Origin of the sequence: Candidatus Accumulibacter similis (genome assembly GCA_013347225.1) — a bacterium.
Taxonomy (GTDB): domain Bacteria; phylum Pseudomonadota; class Gammaproteobacteria; order Burkholderiales; family Rhodocyclaceae; genus Accumulibacter; species Accumulibacter similis.
Genome location: CP054595.1, coordinates 1,716,022 through 1,731,522 on the forward strand (window position 1 = coordinate 1,716,022; position 15,501 = coordinate 1,731,522).

Annotated in this window: 13 protein-coding genes, 1 tRNA gene and 2 pseudogenes; 11 read left to right on the forward strand and 5 right to left on the reverse strand. The window is 60.5% G+C overall.

Features of this window, described 5'->3' with window-relative positions:
• Positions 1–143 precede the first annotated feature (143 nt).
• The 3 genes from radC to rpmG all read left to right on the forward strand — a co-directional run bounded on the left by radC (position 144) and on the right by rpmG (position 1,312).
• On the forward strand, positions 144–821 hold the full coding sequence (gene radC / locus HT579_07940) for a DNA repair protein RadC (GenBank protein ID QKS28856.1): 678 nt from the start codon (positions 144–146) through the stop codon (positions 819–821).
• Positions 822–908: 87 nt separating this feature from the next.
• The gene (gene rpmB, locus HT579_07945) at positions 909–1,142 is read left to right on the forward strand and encodes a 50S ribosomal protein L28 (protein QKS28857.1); all 234 of its coding nucleotides are present in this window, start codon (positions 909–911) and stop codon (positions 1,140–1,142) included.
• 14 nt (positions 1,143–1,156) lie between these two features.
• Positions 1,157–1,312, forward strand: a complete 156-nt coding sequence (gene rpmG, locus HT579_07950) for a 50S ribosomal protein L33 (protein ID QKS28858.1) — start codon at positions 1,157–1,159, stop codon at positions 1,310–1,312.
• Between the two features lie 136 nt (positions 1,313–1,448).
• Here the strand turns inward: rpmG and aroG are convergent, their stop codons facing one another.
• Positions 1,449–2,528: a 3-deoxy-7-phosphoheptulonate synthase AroG gene (gene aroG, locus HT579_07955; GenBank protein QKS28859.1), complete on the reverse strand. Its 1,080-nt coding sequence runs from the start codon at positions 2,526–2,528 to the stop codon at positions 1,449–1,451.
• Between the two features lie 126 nt (positions 2,529–2,654).
• Complete coding sequence (locus HT579_07960; protein QKS28860.1) at positions 2,655–3,797, reverse strand: HD domain-containing protein; 1,143 nt, start codon at positions 3,795–3,797, stop codon at positions 2,655–2,657.
• Positions 3,798–4,227: 430 nt separating this feature from the next.
• Here HT579_07960 and HT579_07965 point away from each other — a divergent pair.
• Positions 4,228–4,303: transfer RNA gene (locus tag HT579_07965), tRNA-Asn, on the forward strand.
• A 490-nt stretch (positions 4,304–4,793) separates the two neighbouring features.
• Here HT579_07965 and HT579_07970 read toward each other — a convergent pair.
• Together HT579_07970 and HT579_07975 are read right to left on the reverse strand one after the other, a co-directional pair.
• Positions 4,794–5,947 (reverse strand): annotated as a pseudogene (locus HT579_07970) (IS3 family transposase).
• A gap of 55 nt (positions 5,948–6,002) precedes the next feature.
• A pseudogene (locus HT579_07975) lies at positions 6,003–6,692 on the reverse strand (IS5 family transposase).
• Between HT579_07975 and HT579_07980 the strand changes: the two are divergent.
• From HT579_07980 to HT579_07995, 4 genes are all read left to right on the forward strand, one after another.
• Positions 6,613–8,718 (forward strand): DEAD/DEAH box helicase, encoded by a 2,106-nt coding sequence (locus HT579_07980; protein QKS28861.1) that lies wholly within the window; start codon positions 6,613–6,615, stop codon positions 8,716–8,718. The pseudogene HT579_07975 and the gene HT579_07980 overlap by 80 nt on opposite strands.
• 1,186 nt (positions 8,719–9,904) lie before the next feature.
• On the forward strand, positions 9,905–10,525 hold the full coding sequence (locus tag HT579_07985) for an HNH endonuclease (protein QKS31561.1): 621 nt from the start codon (positions 9,905–9,907) through the stop codon (positions 10,523–10,525).
• 392 nt (positions 10,526–10,917) lie between these two features.
• Positions 10,918–11,904 carry an IS5 family transposase gene (locus HT579_07990; GenBank protein ID QKS28862.1) on the forward strand — a complete coding sequence of 329 codons (987 nt, stop codon included), beginning with the start codon at positions 10,918–10,920 and terminating at the stop codon, positions 11,902–11,904.
• Between the two features lie 726 nt (positions 11,905–12,630).
• Positions 12,631–13,314: a hypothetical protein gene (locus HT579_07995; GenBank protein ID QKS28863.1), complete on the forward strand. Its 684-nt coding sequence runs from the start codon at positions 12,631–12,633 to the stop codon at positions 13,312–13,314.
• A gap of 30 nt (positions 13,315–13,344) precedes the next feature.
• Here HT579_07995 and HT579_08000 read toward each other — a convergent pair whose 3' ends face one another.
• Positions 13,345–13,485 (reverse strand): hypothetical protein, encoded by a 141-nt coding sequence (locus HT579_08000; GenBank protein QKS28864.1) that lies wholly within the window; start codon positions 13,483–13,485, stop codon positions 13,345–13,347.
• 151 nt (positions 13,486–13,636) lie between these two features.
• On the opposite strand from HT579_08000, the gene HT579_08005 reads away from it, so the two are divergent.
• The 3 genes from HT579_08005 to HT579_08015 all read left to right on the forward strand — a co-directional run bounded on the left by HT579_08005 (position 13,637) and on the right by HT579_08015 (position 15,234).
• Positions 13,637–13,993, forward strand: a complete 357-nt coding sequence (locus HT579_08005) for a hypothetical protein (GenBank protein QKS28865.1) — start codon at positions 13,637–13,639, stop codon at positions 13,991–13,993.
• 85 nt (positions 13,994–14,078) lie between these two features.
• Positions 14,079–14,456, forward strand: a complete 378-nt coding sequence (locus HT579_08010) for a hypothetical protein (protein QKS28866.1) — start codon at positions 14,079–14,081, stop codon at positions 14,454–14,456.
• 76 nt (positions 14,457–14,532) lie between these two features.
• Entirely contained in the window at positions 14,533–15,234 is a 702-nt protein-coding gene (locus HT579_08015; protein QKS28867.1) for a hypothetical protein, read from the forward strand.
• The last annotated feature ends 267 nt before the right edge of the window (positions 15,235–15,501 follow it).

The following is a 15,501-nucleotide window of genomic DNA, read 5'->3' on the forward strand; positions in this document are numbered from 1 at the left end:
CGGCACATTCTACTTGAGATGCGGCGGTGCCGGCGGTAGCCGTCGGTGCCGCCGCGGTCCAGCGGACGCCAACACACCTTCACCAGGATGGATGACACCGCTACAATGACGGCCACCGACACGGCGCGGGAAGGGGGGCGGAGATGGCGATCACCGACTGGCCGGAAAACGAGCGACCGCGCGAACGCCTGCTCGCCCGTGGCGCCGCGTCGCTCTCCGATGCGGAACTGCTGGCGATCTTCCTCCGCGTTGGCAGCCGGGGAAGGAGCGCCGTTGACCTGGCGCGCGACCTGATCGGTCGTTTCGGCAGCCTGAACCAACTGTTCGCCGCCGGCCGCAACGAGTTCTCGGAGGTGCCGGGGGTGGGGCCGGCCAAGTATGCCCAGTTGCAGGCTGTCCTCGAGATGGCGCGGCGGGCACTGGCCGAGGAAATGAAGCAGCGCAGCACCTTTGCCTCGCCCGGCGCCGTGCGTGACTATCTGCGGCTGCAGTTTGCCGGCCTCGAGCACGAGGTGTTCGTGGCCCTCTGGCTGGACGCACAGAATCGGCTGATCGCCGCTGAAGAACTCTTCCGTGGCACGCTGACGCAGACCAGTGTCTATCCGCGCGAGGTCGTCAAGCGGGCGTTGTGGCACAATGCCGCAGCCGTGGTGCTGGCGCACAACCACCCGTCCGGCGTCGCCGAACCCTCGCGCGCCGACGAGTTGTTGACCAGCGAGTTGAAGCAGGTGCTGGCGCTCGTCGAGGTGCGGGTGCTCGATCATTTCATCGTCGCCGCGCAGGCCGCGCCGCTGTCCTTTGCCGAACGCGGGCTCCTCTAGCGGGGTGCGGTGGAAATGGCTTGAAAACAACTGCCTGCATCGGCTAGAATCGCGGGCTTTCTTCCTGAAACAATTGGAGCAACGATCATGGCGCGTGTCTGCCAGGTTACGGGCAAAGGCCCGATGGCGGGGAACAACGTTTCCCACGCCAACAATAGAACGAAGCGCCGCTTCCTGCCGAATCTGCAGTATCGCCGCTTCTGGATCGAGAGCGAGAACCGCTGGGTGCGCCTGCGCGTATCGAACGCCGGTTTGCGGACCATTGACAAGAACGGTATCGACGTCGTGCTCGCCGAGTTGCGTGCCCGTGGCGAAATCTGACAAGGAGAGCAGGCATGCGTGACAAGATCAAACTCGAGTCTACAGCCGGTACCGGTCACTTCTACACCACGACCAAGAACAAGAAGACGATGCCCGGCAAGATGGAGATCAAGAAATACGATCCCAAGGCTCGCAAGCACGTGACGTACAAGGAAATGAAGCTCCGCTAGCAGCGGCTTCCAGCGGTTCGGCGCGCAGCGCCGAACCGGCCGCCCTGCGCGGCATTTCATCCTGTTCCTGCACTTCGGCCACCCTCCGCCGGCGTTGCCTGGCGCGCGCGTCGCCGGTACGGCGCGTCGCCGTACCCTACTGCGCGGCCTCCACGAGACGGCGGTCGCGTACCGCCTTGGCCAGGACCTCGAGTACCGCCAGCGAATCTTCCCAGCCGAGGCAGGCATCGGTGATGCTCTTGCCGTACTCGAGCGGCTGTCCCGGAACCAGATCCTGCCGCCCTTCGACGAGGTGGGACTCGAGCATCATGCCGATGATGCGCTCGTCACCCGCCGCCACCTGACTGGCGACATCCCGCGCGACCTCGATCTGCTGCTTGAAACGCTTGTTGCTGTTGGCGTGCGAGGCGTCGATCATCAACCTGGCCGCCAGGCCGGCAGCGGCAATCTCCCGGCAGGCGGCGTCCACGTGCGTGGCGTCGTGGTTCGGTTCGCGGCCACCGCGCAGGATGACGTGGCAATCCTCGTTGCCGCCGGTCGAAACGATCGCCGAATGGCCGGCCTTGGTCACCGACAGGAAGTGATGCGGTGACTGTGCGGCGCGGATGGCGTCGATGGCGATGCGGATGTTGCCGTCGGTGCCGTTCTTGAAACCGACCGGGCACGACAGGCCGGAGGCCAGTTCCCGGTGCACCTGCGATTCGGTCGTGCGGGCGCCGATCGCTCCCCAGGCGATCAGGTCGGCCGTGTACTGCGGCGTGATCGTGTCCAGGAACTCGGTGGCGCAGGGCAGTCCCATGTCGTTGATTTCGAGGAGCAGACCACGCGCCAGGCGCAGCCCCTCGTTGATCCGGAAACTGTTGTCGAGGCGCGGGTCATTGATCAGCCCTTTCCAGCCGACGGTGGTGCGCGGCTTCTCGAAATACACCCGCATGACGAGCAGCAGATCGTCCTGGAAGCGCGCAACCTCCGCCTGCAGCCGTTGTGCGTATTCGATCGCCGAGTCGACGGCGTGGATCGAACATGGGCCGACGACCACCAGCAGGCGCGTGTCTGCCCCGTGCAGGATGCGGTGGATGCTCTGGCGGGTATTGTAGGTCGTCAGCGCCGCGCGCACCCCGACCGGGAATTCGCGGAAGACATGGGCCGGCGGGACCAGTTCCTTGATCTCCCTGATGCGGACGTCGTCGGTATTGGGCTTGCTCTGCAAGGTCATCTCGGGTTTCTCCTGACTGCTGGCTGCGCTGCGAAAAAAGGCTGGATTCTAATCGAAACCCGACCTCGGTGACGTGGTTGGGCCGTGGCAGCGCTACCCCTGCGCAGGCGCGCCGGGCTTGCCCGTCTATGGACGGCCGTTCCGTTCGCGCGCTGGCGCGTCAGTCGCCGCGCCTTCGTCGGCGACTGGCTGTTTGGCCTTCGCGTGCTCCTTGGCAATGGCAATGAAGTCCGCTTCGCGCGCGACGAAGGCGTCGACGATATCCGGGTCGAAGTGGCTGCCGCGGCCTTCGCGGATGATCCGCCCGGCCTGCTCGACCGGGAAGGCGCGCTTGTAGACGCGCTCGGCGATCAGCGCATCGTAGACGTCGGCAAGCGCCATCAGGCGCGCGGCAATCGGAATCGCATCGCCAGCCAGACCGTCGGGATAGCCGGAACCATCCCACTTTTCGTGGTGCCAACGGGTGATCTCCCTGGCCATGCGCAGGAAGTCGAGCGGCTGCTCGCCGTCCTGCTCGGCCTGCTGGATCGCCTGAAAGCCGAGCAGGCTGTGTGCCTTCATGATCTCGCGCTCCTCTGCGGTCAGCCGGCCCGCCTTGAGAAGGATCTCATCCCGAATGCCGACCTTCCCGATGTCGTGCAGCGGTGCCGACTTGCCAAGGAGCTCGATGTTCCCCGCGGTCAAAAAGGCAGCAAAACGCGGATGGGTGCTCAGTTTCTCGGCCAGCGTGCGGACGTAGCCCTGCGTGCGACGCAGGTGGTCACCGGTCTCCGGATCGCGAACCTCTGCCAGCCGGGCGAGGGCGCGAATGCTGACATCCTGGATCATCAGGTTGTCCGCCATCTGCCGGGCAACCTCGGCCGCCAGGTTGCGATTCTGGTCCAGCAGCCGCGCGCGAGCGGCCTGCAGTTCGAGCTGAATGCGGACGCGCGCAGCGACGATCGCCGGTCGCAGGGGCCGCGGCAGGTAGTCGTCGGCTCCCTGCTCGAGCCAGGCTTGTTCGTCGTCTCCGCCTTCACGTGCGCTGATCACGATGACTGGAGTGCTGCCCCCGGTCGCGCCCCGCAGCAGGCGACCGGGGAACTGGCCGTGATCAATCGCCACAATCGTCGCATCGAGCAGGATCAGGTCAGGGCCTGGGTCACCAGCCGTCACCTGCAGTGCTTCCTGCAGCGAACCGGCGGCCTGCAGCCGGTGCTGTGCACCAAGCGCGCTCTTAAGGGCGGCCAAGTCCTCGGGCCGGTCGTCGATGATGAGTATGCTTGCCATGCGTTCCCAAGGGGTGGTGGGGTAGAGCCCAGCATCATTATCGCACCGGAGCCATGCGGCAACGAACGAGTGGTCGGCACACTCGCCACCCTGTTCGGTCAGGGTCGTGCTCACCTGGCTCGCAACGGCTTCAGCAGGCGGGTGATGTCGCACGGGACTGGTGAGGCACGGGGCCAGCATCGGCATCGTGCGGCAGTGCTGCAAGGTATGTCCATCAGCCATCCACGCGCATCACGATGCCAGGCGGCCGCCGGCGCCGCGCAGGCTTGACCGGGCCGGCGGGCGAGCCGGTTGCGAACGCCTGGCGAAGGCGCTGCGGTCGCCCGGGGAGCTGCCGCCGATGGGCATCAGCCCCTCCCCGCCCGGTCGCGCCAGGTTCAGGCAGTCTTGACGGGCAACCGGTGAATGGCTAGAATCCTGCCTCGCGTGTTCCTCGATAGCTCAGTCGGTAGAGCGTCGGACTGTTAATCCGTAGGTCCCTGGTTCGAGCCCAGGTCGGGGAGCCAAAGAAATTTCTTGCCGTACAAGCGCTTAGCCCGTCCGTTGAGGTCGGGCTTTTTGCGTTCTGGATGGCGTCCTGGCCTATACCGACCGGAGGGTGGGGCGGGGCGGGGCGGGGTGGGGTGGGGCTTCTTGACCGCCACCGCCAGCAACATCGCGTTGCGCTTGATCGACCCTTGGCCGTTACGCAGTAACGCCCGGCGCCCCGCTACCCGCGGCTTGACCCGTGGCGCGGGACGCTTACAATCCCCATAAGTACCGCCGTCGAGGCGCTTCAGTCCAACGAGGTTTATCTGCTGCGAAGACGCCAGCGCTTGGGCCGGACTGGAGTTGCCCCTATCGGGTGGACAGGTTAGCGCTTGGTTTTCAAGCGGGTTGAGCCTCCTCGGGCGTAGGGTTATCCACGGCGCCGCCGCTGGCCCCTCTCAGGCCAGAGGCGAGCGGCGCGGTGGATAACCCGGGTTCGGGGCTGGCTGACTGCACAGAGTGGTGGTGTTTCTTTTCGTAGTTCATGGGTGACAGATAGCCGAGCGCGGAATGGCGCCGGCGCGGGTTGTACCAGCCTTCGATCCAGGTGAACACGGCCAGGCGAGCCTCGGTTTTGGTGCGGAAGGTGTTGCGGTCCAGCAGTTCGCATTCCAGACTGGCAAAGAAACTCTCCGCCATGGCGTTGTCGTAGGCATCGCCTACGGTGCCCATGGACGGCTGGATGCCCATTTCCCGGGAGCGCTTGCCGAAGGCCAGGGCGGAATACTGGCTGCCTTGGTCGCTGTGGTGGATCACCCCGTGGGGTTTGCGCGTGGCCACGGCCATGTTGAGCGCCGAAAGCACGAGTTCCGTGCGCATATGCTCGCCGATGGACCAACCGACGACCCGCCGGCTGAACACGTCCAGAACCATGGCCAAATAGATGAAGCCCTGCCAGGTCGGCACGTAGGTCATGTCGGCCACCCAAAGGCGATTGGGTGCGTCCGCCACGAACTGGCGCTTTACCAGATCGGGCGCCGGATCACGGTCCGGATCACGCCGGGTGGTGACCACGTAGCCACGGCGGCGGCTCACGCCCTGCAAGCCCGCCAGGCGCATCAGGCGGGCGACGCGCTTCTGGCTGACGGTCTCGCCTTGCTCCAGCAGTTCGGCCCGAACCCGGGGGCGGCCGTAGCTCCCGCCGGATTCCTTGTGGATCAGCCGGATACGCTCGGTCAGCACGGCATTCGCCACGGCGCGCGGGCTGGGCGCCCGCTGTCGCCAAGCATAGAAGCCGCTGACCGAGACACGCAGCACGCGGCACAGGGTACGCACGGGGAAGTCGGCCTGGCGCGCCATCACGAGTTCGAAGAGTTCGAGGTGGAACCTTCGCTCCTTCTGGCGAACCAGGCCGTAGCCTTTGCCAAGATGTCGCGCTCCATCTTCAGCTGCCGGTTCTCCCGGCGCAGCTTGGCCAGTTCAGCCCGCTCGGTACTGCTCAAGCCCTCCTTGCCAGGCAAGGGCTTGCCGGCGTCGCGGGCTGCTTGCGCCAGCCAATTGACAATGGTCTGGCTGGTCGGCCCGAACTCCCGAGACAACTCTTGCGGACTTCGGCCAGCCTGCGCCAGTTCGATGATCTGTTGGCGAAACTCCGCCGGGTACGGTGGTCTGCTTTTCGGCATCTTGGACTCCTTGTTGCGTAAGCATCAGGTGTCCACCGAAAAGGGTCAACTCCACTTCGCGCTTCTCGACGCCGGTGTAACCGGCATCCAGATACACGGTCTTCTCTTCGCCGTGCAGCACTTCGGCGGTCTGCGTCACGTCGGCGACGTTCGCCGCCGTTCCCACCACCGTATGCACCAGACCGCTCTCAGCATCGACCCCGATGTGCGCCTTCATCCCGAAGTGCCACTGGTTGCCCTTCTTCGTCTGGTGCATCTCCGGATCGCGGGCCTTCGCTTCGTTCTTCACCGACGGCGGTGCGGCAAGGATCGTCGCGTCGGCAATCGTTCCCTCACGCATCATCAGCCCCTTGGCCGTCAGTTGCGCGTTGATCGCCGCGAAGATGGCCTTCGACAGGTCCTTCTCTTCCAGCAAGTGGCGAAACTGCAGCAGCGTCGTCGCATCCGGCGCCGCCTCTCGCGACAGATCGATCCGCACGAATCCCCGCAACGCTTGGCTGTCGGTTATCGCATCCTCTACCCCCTCGTCCGACAGGCCGTACCATTGCTGGACCAGGTACACCCGCAGCATACGTTCCAGCCCGATTGGCGGCCGGCCGCGCTTCCCTTTCGGGTAGTACGGTTCCATGATCGCCAGCACGTCTTGCCAAGGGATCACCTGTTCCATGTCGGCAAGAAAGCGCTCGCGTCTGGTCAGCCGCCTCTTCCCGGCAAACTCGGCTTCCGAAAAGCTGATCTGCTTCACTGGCACAATTCCATCATCGGCGACGTGCGCATTATACCAGAGGCATCGTCCGCCGGGACGATTAAATCAGTGCTTCCTTAGGGACTCGGGGCTTTTCCCGTATCTAGACCCAGAGACATCGAGTTGGCAGGACAGGTTCGTCTACGAATCGTTCAAGGTGGACATTGGGCAGGAGGCTCCTGTTACTTTGCACAGCGAACAGTCGGTGCTCCTCAAGCATCTGTTGGATGGAACAAACCTCGCCGTCAGCGCGCCGACCAGCTTCGGCAAGAGCTTGATCATCGATGCATACATCGTCATCCGGAAGCCAACCAACGTGGTCATTCTCGTTCCAACCATTGCTTTGACGGATGAGACCAGGCGACGGTTGAGCAGGAAGTTTTCCGCTCAATATAAAATCGTGACGACGGCAGACGTCGAGCTTGGGGAAAGGAACATTCTCATCTTCCCGCAGGAGAGGGCAATTCACTACTGTGACAAACTGAAGAAACTGGATTTGCTTGTGGTCGATGAGTTCTACAAGGCAAGCCGGGATTTTGACGAGGAGCGCTCTCCAGCCCTTTTGAAGGCGATGATGAAGCTTGGTGCTATGGCTACCCAGAAATACTACTTAGCACCGAACATCTCGCAGCTGAACGACAATCCGTTCACAAAGGACATGCTGTTCCTGCGCCTAGACTTCAACACGGTATTCCTCGAAAAGCACGAACTTTACAAGGACATCAGGAAGGATGCGCAGAAGAAGAGCGATGTCCTTATCGAGACACTTGGGCAGAGTAAGTCCAAGTCGCTCATCTATGCTGGCACGTATTCGAACGTTGAACGTGTCTCGAATCTGCTCCTCGAAAAGACAGGGGAGGTCGGAAGCGACTTGTTGACCGCATTCTCGACGTGGCTCGCGAAAAACTACGACCCGAACTGGATGTTGACCGCGCTCGTCAAGCGTGGGACCGGTATTCATACGGGACAGCTTCACAGGTCACTGAGTCAAGTGCAGGTGCGACTGTTCGAAGAGGAGGACGGGCTTAACACCATCGTGTCGACCTCATCCATAATCGAAGGGGTGAATACGTCGGCGCAAAACGTCATTGTTTGGAGCAACAAGAACGGGACCCTGAAGCTCAATGATTTCACTTACAAGAACATCATCGGACGCGGCGGGCGGATGTTCAAGCATTTCATCGGAAACATTTACATTCTCGAAGAGCCGCCATTGCCCGCTGATACGCAACTGAATTTGACCTTTCCTGACGAGTTGCTCGCCGACGTCGACGAGGACGAATTCAAGCAGCAGTTGTCTAAGGAGCAGATAGCCAAGATTCTACTCTATAAGGAGCGGATGTCAGGCGTTCTAGGGCAGGAGGTCTTTGACCGTCTTAGGCGCGACGGTGCTCTGATGTCAGGCGATACTACGCTCATAACCGATATCGCGTTGGAAATCAGCCAGAATCGGAGTAGGTGGCGAGGGCTCGCGATCCTGAACTCGCCGTCGACCGAATATTGGGGTTGGATACTTCACAAGGTCCTCAGGTTGGTGCCAGGCGGATGGGATGTCCCCTACACAAAATTCGTCGAATTCGTGAGGGCGCTGTCGAGCAATTGGAGGAGTTCCATACCTGAGCTCTTGGATCAATTGGACGAACAGGATGTGGCGATCGAGGATTTCTTCAAGATGGAGCGGAATGCAACGTTTAAGTTGACGGCGTTGTTAAGCGACATCAACGTTATCCAGAAGGAGATTATGCCCGAGCAGCACGTCGACATCTCGCCGTTCATCGCGCGGCTTTCAAAGGCCTTCCTTCCTTCATGTGTCATCGAACTTGAGGAGTACGGGTTGCCTCGGATGCTGGCGAAGAGAATTCATGCTGCGGGACTCATCGACTTCGAGGACGTGAACCTTACGCTGCATTCGGCGATCGATAAGCTACTTCAGATGCGTCCAGAAGTGCTGGCTGAAGTTGAGGGCTTGGACAGATTTGATAGGTATGTCCTCCATTATTTCTACGAGGGTATTACTCGACAGTAGTCTTAATGGGCCATTCTGAATGAGTCTGTTCTTGATTGATGAATACTGATGGTCTTCTCTGGCTGCCTCAGCGCGTTCGCGTGTTTTGGGATAACGGCCACCTTACGCGAGGAACGGGCCGGCCACGGACAGGCACAAAGGGTCGGTATCTGATGAGGCAACTGTCGTTTGGGTAGGTCGATTGCGCTGCTATGGCCGGTTAATGGCCGTAGCCGACCGACGCCATCCTACGCCCACTGACCGCCCCCAGTTTAGCCCCCCAACAGAAGGAGTTGTTCGAGACCCTCGCCCTGCCCCAGCCCTCCGCCAGACGCCTGTAGTGCCGCCTGTAGTGCCAATTCCGAACCGGTGAATTGCGGAAAAACAATGAGTTAGCCGCATTTTTGTCGAACTCGAGTGATCTGGACAGATGAAAGTTTGTATAGTCTTAGGCTTGAGGTAGCATTGCATCCACATGACATCGACGGGGACGAATCATGAAATTGACACCAACTACGTCAAAACACAAAAAGCCCAAGGTATTCCGAATTGGGCAAACCCCGAGCGGCTCGATGACAGGGTCATTGCCTTTTCCGAAAAAAAGCCGAAAGGATTCAGAAATGGGCAAACCACAGTTCAACGGTCTCACTTCCCAAGAGAATACGTCCAAAGGCCACCCAAGCCCAAACCACTCTCGCGTACAGAACGGCAAAATTTGGCGCTATGGGGTGAGCTGAGTCCGTTCGCATTTGACGAGATCAGTCGTTTACAGGGCCCGTGCACTGGCAGGCCTCAACGATGGATGACATTTGAGCGCTGGCTTGAGTTGGAGGATTTTCAACGCGCTGAACTCCGAACCGCTATGGACAGATTTCCCGGCGGGAAGAAATGGCTAGGTCTATTGGATGAGAGGCGTTGGCAAACATCTCCTGAAGAGTTGAAGGCCGGTCAGTTCGAGCCGGGAAAATCCAGCCCAACACAAGACCCAGCGGCGGCCGATACGGCAAAATCCATGACGGAGAAGCCTCGACACAATTTGGCAATGCCAAAGAGAATTACTGACGAAGAACGAATATTCTCACCCCGACGCCCTCGTCCCACTGCGCCGGACTTAGGAAAACCCGTACCGCTTACACCTGAGTATGAAGCCGCGTTGCGCGCAAGGGGAAAGCAGATCCCCGATACAGCAAAACGAAGGCCCATTCCTATGTCGGCGCTTCAGACTGGCCGAGAAACAAGTATATCGCAAGTCAAATCGACGGAGTCTGAGCCGCAGCCGTTGGCTACTCCTTTGTCGGTGCCAGTTCCGGTGCCTGTGGCAGCTGCCGTCCCGGGAGGTGCGGCTGCATCGCCCCCTTCTTTAAAGAAAAATGAGACCGAGACAGAGTTCATTTTAAAGATTAAGAAGGCACGAAAGAAAGCGCCGCCACCGGCAGAAATTAGTGGCCAGCCGCCTAGTGGTGATATTGTCACGGCATTTAATGTACCACTCCTGAACGTTGAGAAGCCAGATGGAAGTAGGAGCCCCGATGTCAGCGCCGTGGCTGTGACTAGATTCAAACGTGTTGCGTCAGTAAAAACATGGGTTTTAGAAAATGCAAGGGGGGTGTGTGAATGCTGCAAAAGGCAGGCACCATTCTTCTCTTTAGACGGATTGCCATATCTCGAAGTGCATCACGTCAAACCACTGCGCGAAGGAGGATCAGATACGGTTTCGAATGCTGTTTCGCTATGCCCGAACTGCCATCGAGAGCTACATTTTGGCGCGAAGAAAAGTGAACTTGTGATTCACCTATATAAGACGGTATCGCGCTTGATAGGAGAGTAGCCAAGTGATCGAAGCCCGCCCATAAAGCCGTATGTTTCTACTAAATAAAACATTGCGCCCGATTTTCTCTTGCGCTTTCGGGCTCAATCGCGCAGTGTGCTTGCTGCTTAACTTGGTCACAGGCCGAGAGTGAACACAAGGTTGGGAAGCCCGCATCGCTGTTGAAACTGGCAATCACGGTCAATGGTTGGCGGCGCAAACGCTGGCCACTACGGCGGCTTTGAACAATTTGTTATATGCTGACTCGCTCACGACGGGGAGTGAGTTCACTAGGCCATAGCCAATGCGACTAGTGTTGTTTGCATAGGTACCTAAGGAAGCACTGATTTAATCGTCCCGGCGGACGATGCCTCTGGTATAATGCGCACGTCGCCGATGATGGAATTGTGCCAGTGAAGCAGATCAGCTTTTCGGAAGCCGAGTTTGCCGGGAAGAGGCGGCTGACCAGACGCGAGCGCTTTCTTGCCGACATGGAACAGGTGATCCCTTGGCAAGACGTGCTGGCGATCATGGAACCGTACTACCCGAAAGGGAAGCGCGGCCGGCCGCCAATCGGGCTGGAACGTATGCTGCGGGTGTACCTGGTCCAGCAATGGTACGGCCTGTCGGACGAGGGGGTAGAGGATGCGATAACCGACAGCCAAGCGTTGCGGGGATTCGTGCGGATCGATCTGTCGCGAGAGGCGGCGCCGGATGCGACGACGCTGCTGCAGTTTCGCCACTTGCTGGAAGAGAAGGACCTGTCGAAGGCCATCTTCGCGGCGATCAACGCGCAACTGACGGCCAAGGGGCTGATGATGCGTGAGGGAACGATTGCCGACGCGACGATCCTTGCCGCACCGCCGTCGGTGAAGAACGAAGCGAAGGCCCGCGATCCGGAGATGCACCAGACGAAGAAGGGCAACCAGTGGCACTTCGGGATGAAGGCGCACATCGGGGTCGATGCTGAGAGCGGTCTGGTGCATACGGTGGTGGGAACGGCGGCGAACGTCGCCGACGTGACGCAGACCGCCGAAGTGCTGCACGGCGAAGAGAAGACCGTGTATCTGGATGCCGGTTACACCGGCGTCGAGAAGCGCGAAGATCTGAAAGACCGGGACATCGACTGGCAAGTGGCGACCAAGCGCAGCAAGCTGAAGGCGATCCCGAAGGAGAGCAAGCTTGGCCCACTGCTGCGTCGCCTGGAATCGATCAAGGCGAGCATCCGCGCGAAGGTCGAGCACCCCTTCCACATCGTGAAGAATCTCTTCAGCCATCGCAAGGTCCGCTACAGGGGGCTGAAGAAGAACACCGCCCAGTTGCACATCCTCTTTGCGCTGGCCAATCTGGTTATCGCAAAGCGACAGCTTCTGGCCCTTCACAGCCAAGGTGCGTCCTGAGCACGGCGAAGGGCCCCGAAAAGGAGCAGCAAAGGCCAAGACGCGGCTTTGAACCCGCGAGAAATCGGCCGAAATGACGCGACGCCTGACCGCGCGCGCTCTGCTTCCCGGCCGAGAGCGGTTTTGGCGCGTGTTCAGGTCCATTGATCAGTGGTTCCCTAAACGTGTAGCGTTCACCGTCCGCGCCGAAAGCATCCGGCCTTGCCGCTGGTGCATCCGCGGCAGATAAGCCTCGTGGGAACTCATGGCTCTGGCCCAACCGACCATACCCTGACTTCAGAGGTTGTGTCCAAACCCTTCTGGCGCCCTTGAGAGATACCTGGGCACATAAAAACACGTACTTGGCGTCAGCCGACGTTGCTGTGACTCTTGCTATGTCTTTGGCAAGCTTGCGGTTGTTTGTGGTATTCATCGCCGCGAACACCTCTGCGGCGACGCGGCCGTTTTCCGACTCTATATCTGAGCCTGGGGTAGTGCCGAGATTGAGCTTGTATGGCGGATCGCTTAGCCGATGGCCGACCGGCGTCATCTTACGCGCACTGACCGCCACCCGCCAAGCCGGCAGCTCACCCACCCACGTTGTCCTCGCCTTGACGAACCGGCGCCCCCGCCGGATCCATCGGGGATGCCAGGGATCACCGTCAGCCAACCGAAGTGTAAGGCTCGCCGGCTCCACGACCGCAATTCCCGACTCCCAATTCCCCGATCCCTGCTCAGGAGCTGCCCTTGAAGAGACCCGTCATCGCCACAGCTGTCACCGCCGTTCTCACCACCGTTCTCGCCGCCGCCGCAACCTATCAATACGTTCGGTTCTCGGCGCAGCGTCACCAAGCCGATCTTCTATCCAAGCTACACGTCGTGGAGCAGACACTGTCCGAGACCAAGAGCGAACTCCTCGGCTATACCACTTTCACCCAATATCTGGAGGTCACCAAGAAAGCCATCACCGGTCAGACCAGATTCCTGGCGGCAAGAATCGACCGGGATTACGTCCATGTCGAGCACATCAACAGGTCAGCGTTGGGCATCCAGTCGGACGCCACCATCATCCTGAAGTACACCGTGGAGTATTCCGTCGGCTACGACCTGAGCCCCGACAGTTTCAGCGTTGCCGGAGACGTCAGCGGCATCACCGTGACGTTGAAGAGACCGGAACTCGTTGCGTCGCCGGCCATCGGGGCAATTTCCCATGAGATCGCCAGCAAGGGGCTGCTCATCGATGAGAAGGAGCACGTGATCGCTCTGCAGCAGCGACTGACCAGCATCGCGGAGAAGCAGGGCGACGCCATCAAGAAGGAAGAAGCCGTCATCGCCCTGTGCGAGCGGAAACTCGGCGAATTCCTGCGCGACTTCCTCTCGAAGCAGCCGAATGTTCGGTCCGTCCCGACGATCACCTTCGCGTATCGCTAGAAATGCCGGCGCTGAGCCACCGTTCCATCGCTAGCTGAGCACAGTCAGGCCAAGCACCATCAAGCCAAGCACCATCGCGTCGAGCATCAGCAAGCAGCCAAGCAGCACCAACAAGTCCAGCACCACCAAGCAGCCAAGCACCATCAGGCACTGACCAGTTTCACCCACCATGCCCGGCCCTTTCCCAGGAGTCGGGCATTTTTTTGTCCACGAAAGGAGTTGCACATGTCATCAAGCGTCACCGATCAGCTTCCCGCTGAGCAACACAACCGAAGCCGCAACAGGCATCACCCGCGTTCCCTGCCTACCCTCGAGGTGACCCATGCTCGTTCTTCGTGATCCCGAGGCCACCCGCAGGATCGTCGCCCCGGAGATACGCCAACTGGTCGAGCAACGCTTCCTGGATATCTGCGCCGAAGAACCCTACGAGCCCGACGTGCACGGCTACATGATCGTCGTCGAAGCTGGCGACAGCGTTCGGGACCTGGAGGAAGAGAGCGGTTGCCCTCTGCTTGCTGATCCATGCTTCGAAGTCCTGGAGGAACTGGACAGCTGCTACGAAATGGTCTTCGTCCCCGGCGACGGCGATTTCGGCATCGTGATCTTCATCCCCAAGCTCGAAGGCATCGATCCCGACCTTCTGGCCGTGTGCGCCGAGTATGCCGTCCCGGCACCCTGAAGCCCGACCTCACTCTCTCTGCCACCCCCTCAAGCCACCTTGGCCTTCACGGTCTCGGTGGCTTTTTTCATTTATGGAGCCCGTTATGCAAGACCACCCCAACCACCCCAAGCCGAACTACCCCACCCCGAAGGACGCCATCGTGATCGAGATGGTGGACCGCCTCGGTGCCGACGATCGCGAAGCCTTCGAGGAACGCGCCGCCATCATCGAGTACGACGGCCAACTGCCCCGTGCCCACGCCGAATGCCTCGCACTTCTGGAGGTGCTGCGCGCCGCGCAAGGTCTTCAAGTCCTGCAGATAGAACTCGACGGCGGCACCGAATGGCTGCTGACCACCGACCTGGCCTTTGCCCGCGCTTACCTGGCGGACATCGGGGGCAGGGACGTCGCCGTCTTCGCCCCCGCTGACGTCGTCGAGGAGCAGTACGGCGGCGTCGCAGTCCTCGGCACGCTCGGCTGATGCGCCAAACCGACCATCTTATATGGATGAAGCCATCCGCCCCTCTGATTCACCCACCACGTAAAGGAGTCACGCAATGAAGAAGCCCGTTCAGAAAGCATCAGCACCGGAAGTCACCGCCGACGTTGGAACCCCGGAGCAAGCAGCCGCCGAGGAAGCAATCACCGAGGCAACGCCGGGGGAAGCAATCGCCAAGGCAGTCACCGCCAAAGCCGTCACCGCCAAGCCAGCGACCACCAAAGCAGCAACCCCCAAGGCAGTCAGAGCAGTCAAGCCAGTCGTTCCATCCCTGCGCATCCTGAAGGTCGGCCGCTGCCCGACGGTATCCGGGAAATCAACCCTGACGTATCACGTTGGCTGCACCGCCGAATCGGCCATCCAGATTCGTCTGTATGCCAACAGCGGCAACGGCTTTTTCAACCAGGATTGGATTCCCTGGACGGCGATTCAGGAGAGGCTCAAGCCGCAGTCAGGCGAAAGCACGTTCACATCGCAGGTGCTGCACGCGCTGTTCCGTGGAAAGTCGCTCAACAGTCCGGGGTTTCTGATGGCGGTGCTGAAGGCGGAAGGCGTGGTGAAGCCTTCGACGGTCAAGGGCCGCTGCTATGAAGCGACGAAGGACGCGAGGTTTCTGGCGGAGATCGAGCGGCTGATGGCGTCTGCGGTCGATGCAGCAGCGAAACCGGCGACATCCAGGCCGAAGAAGCAGGCTGCCGATACAGCGACCGAAGTGGCGACCGAGGCAGAGACAGAAGGAAGCGGGGATACCGCTGACTGACCTAGCGATGACTGAGTGCTCCGTTCGTTCGAGTTGTAGTCCGGGGGTTCCTCGCGGCGAGCGTCCGTAACTCGAAGAAACGTAAGGCTTTCTCCGAGGCGTCACCGAGCAGCCGCGCAATACCGACCCTATACCGACCGCGACGCGGCCGTGGGTGCTCAGTCTCTGCCTGGCCACGCAAGGGTTTCACCGTCTTGAGCATTTCAATTTTTCACTCCAAGGAGGCCATCGTTCATTTCCTTTCCGAATCAGTACACGCGAGATGGT

Bases quoted from the DNA above. Each gene is read 5' to 3' on its own strand.
- rpmB (QKS28857.1), top strand. From the start codon at position 909: ATGGCGCGTGTCTGCCAGGTTACGGGCAAAGGCCCGATGGCGGGGAAC.
- radC (QKS28856.1), top strand. From the start codon at position 144: ATGGCGATCACCGACTGGCCGGAAAACGAGCGACCGCGCGAACGCCTG.
- rpmG (QKS28858.1), top strand. From the start codon at position 1,157: ATGCGTGACAAGATCAAACTCGAGTCTACAGCCGGTACCGGTCACTTC.
- HT579_07985 (QKS31561.1), top strand. From the start codon at position 9,905: ATGTCGGCGCTTCAGACTGGCCGAGAAACAAGTATATCGCAAGTCAAA.
- HT579_08000 (QKS28864.1), bottom strand. From the start codon at position 13,485: ATGGTGGGTGAAACTGGTCAGTGCCTGATGGTGCTTGGCTGCTTGGTG.
- aroG (QKS28859.1), bottom strand. From the start codon at position 2,528: ATGACCTTGCAGAGCAAGCCCAATACCGACGACGTCCGCATCAGGGAG.
- HT579_08005 (QKS28865.1), top strand. From the start codon at position 13,637: ATGCTCGTTCTTCGTGATCCCGAGGCCACCCGCAGGATCGTCGCCCCG.
- HT579_08010 (QKS28866.1), top strand. From the start codon at position 14,079: ATGCAAGACCACCCCAACCACCCCAAGCCGAACTACCCCACCCCGAAG.
- HT579_08015 (QKS28867.1), top strand. From the start codon at position 14,533: ATGAAGAAGCCCGTTCAGAAAGCATCAGCACCGGAAGTCACCGCCGAC.
- HT579_07960 (QKS28860.1), bottom strand. From the start codon at position 3,797: ATGGCAAGCATACTCATCATCGACGACCGGCCCGAGGACTTGGCCGCC.
- HT579_07980 (QKS28861.1), top strand. From the start codon at position 6,613: ATGTCGGCAAGAAAGCGCTCGCGTCTGGTCAGCCGCCTCTTCCCGGCA.